Origin of the sequence: Burkholderia sp. KCJ3K979 (assembly GCF_016759955.1) — a bacterium.
In the GTDB taxonomy this organism is placed as follows: domain Bacteria; phylum Pseudomonadota; class Gammaproteobacteria; order Burkholderiales; family Burkholderiaceae; genus Burkholderia; species Burkholderia orbicola.
Map to the genome: position 1 here is coordinate 1 of NZ_JACFYV010000335.1, position 4679 is coordinate 4679.

A 4679-nucleotide genomic window follows, 5' to 3' on the forward strand; every position below is an offset into this window, starting at 1 on the left:
GAACGACTGGCTCGAGCGCAACGTCTACTCGAAGTACCCGATTCTCGGCATCAGCATGATGATGGTGATCGACGTCGCGCTGTTCGGCGTGCTCGGCCTGACCGTGTGGGCCGTGCGTCGGTGTGCCTGATCGCGGTGGGCGGCGGGCTCGGCACGCTGTCCGAAATCGCGCTCGGGTTGCAGTGGGGCAAGCCGGTGTTCACGATCTGCGGCGCGCCGCAGGTCGCGGGCGTCGAGTGCTTCGACGAAGCGGACGGGCTCGTCCTGCGGGTCGCGCAATGGCTGGCCGATTCGGCGTAGCGCGGGGTATCGGCACAGGGCTTTGCCCGGCGAGCCGTCGTGCGCGGGCTTGAAACGGGGCGCGCAACCCGCCATATTGGCCGGGTATCACCCGTTCAACGACGTACCGAGAGGATCGTTCATGCGCCTTCTGCTTGCCCTGCTGCTCCCGTGGTTCCAGTTCTTCACGATCGGTCGCCCGATCGCCGGGATTATCTGCCTGCTCCTGCAGCTCACGATCATCGGCTGGCTGCCGGCCGCGATCTGGTCGGTGTATGCGCTGAGTCAGTACAAGACCGATCGGAAGATCGATGCGGCGTTGCGCGGGCGGGGGTAGACGCGCAGTGTGCGGTGGAGTGATTCAGCCGTGTGGTTCGTATTTCGGTAGAAATCCATATATTTCGTTCACGTCGGCGATGTGATTTGTATGGATTTCTGCCTAAATGGCGGATTCATGCGTTGTTCGGCTTGATGCATCCGGCTGAAGCCGCAGCCATCCACGACAAAACGGCCGCCCGGGTCATCGTTCGATCGCAGCGGCCGCTCCGCCTACTTCACCGCAAACAGCGTCAGGTTCATGAAGATCTTGAACGCATAGCCGAGCGTGACGGCGCCGACCACGCCGCCCGCCCACAGAACGACGAACCACATCCAGCCGCGCATCCGCGGCCGCGGCGCGCCGGGCTGGCCGGCGGTGGAATCAGTGGTGGTAGTAATGCTGGTCTTCATGGCGCACCTTGCCTCGGAATACCCAATAACCCATCGTCGTGTAGGCGATGATGATCGGGAGGATAACCGCTGCGCCGACCAGCGTGAAGGTCTGGCTCGAACGCGGCGCCGCCGCTTCCCAGATCGTCATCGTCTGAGGAATCGCATACGGGAACAGCGTGACGAGCAGGCCGACGTAGCCGAGCAGCACCAGCGCCAGCGCGAGCACGAACGGCGTCATGTCGTGCCGGTCGCGCACCGCGCGGCGCATCCACACCGCGCACGCGGCGACCAGGAACGGCACCGGCAGCAGGCGCCAGAACAGGCCCGAATCGAACCAGCGCTGCGCGATGGCCGGGTCCTGCAGCGGCGTCCACAGGCTGACGACCGCGATGAAGCCGAGCAGCACGACGGTCAGCGGCCACACGACGCGATGCAGGCGGCGCTGCAGGTCGCCTTCGGTCTTCGCGACGAGCCAGCAGCAGCCGAGCAGTGCGTAAGTCACGATCAGGCCGAGGCCGGTCAGCAGGCTGAACGGCGTGAGCCAGTCGAACGCGCCGCCCGCGTACACGCCGTCCTTCACGTCGATGCCCTGCAGGAACGCGCCGAGCGCGATGCCCTGGAACAGCGTCGCGCCGGCCGAGCCGCCGATGAACGCGAGATCCCACAGCTGCTTCGTGCGCCGCGCCTTCGCGCGGATCTCGAACGACACGCCGCGGAAGATCAGGCACACCAGCATGAAGATCAGCGGCAGGTACAGCGCCGACAGCACGGTCGAATAGACGATCGGGAACACGGCGAACAGCCCGGCGCCGCCGAGCACGAGCCACGTCTCGTTGCCGTCCCACACGGGCGCGACCGTGTTCATCATCAGGTCGCGTTCCTTCTCGTCCGGGAAGAACGGGAAGACGATGCCGATGCCGAGGTCGAAGCCGTCGAGCACGACGTACATGAAGAGCCCCAATGCGATGATCGCGGCCCAGATTACGGTGACGTCCATAGGTTTTCTCGTTTGCGAATGGGGTAGGCTCAGACGGTCTCGATCAGCTCGTCGACGGCGGACATCGGGCGGCGCGCGGTGTGATCGCGGCGCGTGTCCGGTTTATCGTCGTGCTCGACGTCGGGCAGCGCCGGGCCGGCCTTCATCAGCTTCAGCATGTAGTACACGCCGGTGCCGAACACGAGGAAGTACACGATCACGAACGTCATCATCGACAGGCTGACCTGCTGCACCGACAGCGGCGACACGGCCTGCGCGGTGCGCATCACGCCATACACGACCCACGGCTGGCGGCCGGCTTCGGTCGTCACCCAGCCCGCGAGCAGCGACACGAAACCGGTCGGGCCCATCACGAGCGCGAAGCGCTGGAACCACTTCGATTCGTACAGGCGGCCGCGGCGGCGCAGCAGCCACGCGAGCGCGGCGAGGCCGATCATCGCGAAGCCGAGGCCGACCATGATCCGGAAGCTCCAGAACACGACCGTCGAATTCGGGCGGTCTTGCGGCGGGAAGTCCTTCAGCCCGCGGATCTCGCCGTCCCAGCTGTGCGTGAGGATCAGGCTGCCGAGGTGCGGCACCTTCACCGCGTAGCGGGTCGTTTCCGCCTGCATGTCCGGGATGCCGAACAGGTTGAGCGCGGTGCCGCCCTTCTCGGTTTCCCACAGCCCCTCGATCGCGGCGATCTTCGCGGGCTGGTGCTTCAGCGTGTTGATGCCGTGCTGGTCGCCGATCACGGCCTGCAGCGGCGCGAGCACCAGCAGCAGCCACAGCGCCATCGAGAACATCTTCTTCACGCCCTTGTCGCGGCGGCCCTTCAGCAGGTGCCATGCGCCGGTCGCGGCCACCACCAGCGCGGCGACGATGAACGCGGCGATCGCCATGTGGAACAGGCGGTACGGGAACGACGGGTTGAAGATGATCGCGAACCAGTCGGTCGGCACGACGCGGCCATCGACGATCTCGAAGCCCTGCGGCGTCTGCATCCAGCTGTTCGACGCGAGGATCCAGAACGTGGAGATCAGCGTGCCGATCGCGACCATCAGCGTCGCGCCGAAGTGCGCGCGCGGGCTCACGCGGTTCCAGCCGAACAGCATGATGCCGAGGAAACCGGCCTCGAGGAAGAACGCGGTCATGACCTCGTACATCAGCAGCGGGCCGGTGACGGCGCCGGCGAAGCTCGAGAAGCCCGACCAGTTGGTGCCGAACTGATAGCTCATCACGACGCCGGACACGACGCCCATCCCGAACGCGACCGCGAAGATCTTCGACCAGAACAGGCAGAGGGTCTTGTAGTACTGCTTGCCGGTCTTCAGCCAGCGATATTCGAGCACGGCGATGAAGCTGGCGAGGCCGATGCTCAATGCCGGAAAGACGATGTGAAAGGAGACGGTGAACGCGAATTGCAGGCGGGCCAGATCGAGGGCCGAAAGTGCGGTGTCCATACCAGATGACCGAAGCTGACGATACCCGCCGGCGGGTGCCGGCGGACCCCGGCGGACAGGCGTCGGGGTTGGCTGGAGTATGGGCCGCGATGTTGCACCGCGAAATGCGCCAACTCGTCGCAGATGTCCAGCCCGTCGCGCGCGATTTCGGGATAAATCGTTGATTCGTATCAAGAAGGTCGTTCGCAGTGCGTGCGGTCGCGGCGTGGCGGTCTGACGCACGTGCGTCAATATGGCGCGTCGCGTCATTGGAACGGTTTTGCGTGTGCGCCAACCGCGTGCGGGGACGGCGATCGGTTTCGATCCGTTAGCGCGTAACGCGACCGCCCGGACGGGCGGGGTCGTTTGTCACACGGGTAACGTCGCGCAACATTCGCGCGCTCGCCCGTAATGGATGCCGGATCGCGTGCGGCGTAGCGTTCGGGATGCCGGGTTCGCATCGGCGAACCGGCCAGCCGGAGAACGTGACGTGAATGGATTGAAGCTCGCACTGGGCGCGGCGGCCGCGGTGGCGGTCGCGACGGGCGGCGTGGCGCATGCCGCCCGGGTCGGGGTCTATATCGGCCCCGGCTACCCGTATTACGCCCCGGTCGTCCCTGCGCCTTACTACTACCCGCCGCCCATCGTCGCGGTGCCGGTCGCTCCGCCGCCGCCGCCCGAGTATGTCGAGCAGGGGCAGCCGCAGGACAACGGCGACGCGAACCTCTGGTACTACTGCGACGCGTCGAAGCATTACTACCCGTACGTGAAGACCTGCAAGTCGGGCTGGCGCTCGGTGCCGGCGCGGCCGCAGTGACGGAGGCGCAACGATGAAAACCGTATTTCGACCGCTGCGCGTGCCGGCGGTACTGTCGCTCGCCGCGCTGCTCGGTGCGTGCGCCTACCTGCCGACCGGGCCGAGCGTGATGGCGCTGCCGGGCACCGGCAAGTCGTTCGACCAGTTCCGCGCCGACGACGGCAGTTGCCGGCAGTACGCGTTCGAGCAATCGGGCGGCGTGAGCGCCGGGCAGGCGTCGACCGCGAGCGCGGTCGGCAGCGCGGCCGTCGGCACCGCGCTCGGGGCGGCGGCCGGCGCCGCGTTCAACGGCGGCACCGGCGCGGCGGTCGGCGCGGGCGCGGGGCTGCTCGCGGGCAGCGTCGTCGGCGCGGGCGCCGCCCAGGGCTCGGCCTATGACGCCCAGCGCCGCTACGACTACGCGTATCTGCAGTGCATGTATGCGACCGGCAATCGCGTGCCGGTGCCGGGCGGG

Annotated in this window: 6 protein-coding genes and 1 pseudogene; 4 read left to right on the forward strand and 3 right to left on the reverse strand. The window is 66.9% G+C overall.

Annotated elements, in window-relative coordinates; all coding sequences use genetic code 11:
* Together H3O04_RS36845 and H3O04_RS33985 are read left to right on the forward strand one after the other, a co-directional pair.
* A pseudogene (locus H3O04_RS36845) lies at positions 1-300 on the forward strand (hypothetical protein); the annotation flags it as partial.
* Positions 301-421: 121 nt separating this feature from the next.
* The gene (locus H3O04_RS33985; protein ID WP_006480346.1) at positions 422-616 is read left to right on the forward strand and encodes a YqaE/Pmp3 family membrane protein; all 195 of its coding nucleotides are present in this window, start codon (positions 422-424) and stop codon (positions 614-616) included.
* Between the two features lie 212 nt (positions 617-828).
* Here H3O04_RS33985 and H3O04_RS33990 read toward each other — a convergent pair whose 3' ends face one another.
* From H3O04_RS33990 to H3O04_RS34000, 3 genes are read right to left on the reverse strand one after another with little or no spacing between them, the layout of a single operon-like run.
* The gene (locus H3O04_RS33990; protein ID WP_027809413.1) at positions 829-1008 is read right to left on the reverse strand and encodes a hypothetical protein; all 180 of its coding nucleotides are present in this window, start codon (positions 1006-1008) and stop codon (positions 829-831) included.
* A complete protein-coding gene (gene cydB, locus H3O04_RS33995) occupies positions 980-1987 on the reverse strand; it encodes a cytochrome d ubiquinol oxidase subunit II (RefSeq protein ID WP_006480348.1) in 1008 nt (335 codons plus the stop codon). Before cydB ends, H3O04_RS33990 begins: the two co-directional genes overlap by 29 nt.
* A 29-nt stretch (positions 1988-2016) precedes the next feature.
* The gene (locus tag H3O04_RS34000) at positions 2017-3429 is read right to left on the reverse strand and encodes a cytochrome ubiquinol oxidase subunit I (RefSeq protein ID WP_200160518.1); all 1413 of its coding nucleotides are present in this window, start codon (positions 3427-3429) and stop codon (positions 2017-2019) included.
* Positions 3430-3898: 469 nt separating this feature from the next.
* On the opposite strand from H3O04_RS34000, the gene H3O04_RS34005 reads away from it, so the two are divergent.
* Both H3O04_RS34005 and H3O04_RS34010 read left to right on the forward strand, forming a co-directional pair.
* Positions 3899-4225, forward strand: a complete 327-nt coding sequence (locus tag H3O04_RS34005; RefSeq protein WP_200160517.1) for a hypothetical protein — start codon at positions 3899-3901, stop codon at positions 4223-4225.
* Between the two features lie 13 nt (positions 4226-4238).
* Positions 4239-4679 (forward strand): YMGG-like glycine zipper-containing protein (locus H3O04_RS34010; protein ID WP_202589359.1); only part of this gene is annotated, 441 nt, incomplete at its 3' end.

Bases quoted from the DNA above. Each gene is read 5' to 3' on its own strand.
- H3O04_RS33985 (WP_006480346.1), top strand. From the start codon at position 422: ATGCGCCTTCTGCTTGCCCTGCTGCTCCCGTGGTTCCAGTTCTTCACG.
- H3O04_RS33990 (WP_027809413.1), bottom strand. From the start codon at position 1,008: ATGAAGACCAGCATTACTACCACCACTGATTCCACCGCCGGCCAGCCC.
- cydB (WP_006480348.1), bottom strand. From the start codon at position 1,987: ATGGACGTCACCGTAATCTGGGCCGCGATCATCGCATTGGGGCTCTTC.
- H3O04_RS34000 (WP_200160518.1), bottom strand. From the start codon at position 3,429: ATGGACACCGCACTTTCGGCCCTCGATCTGGCCCGCCTGCAATTCGCG.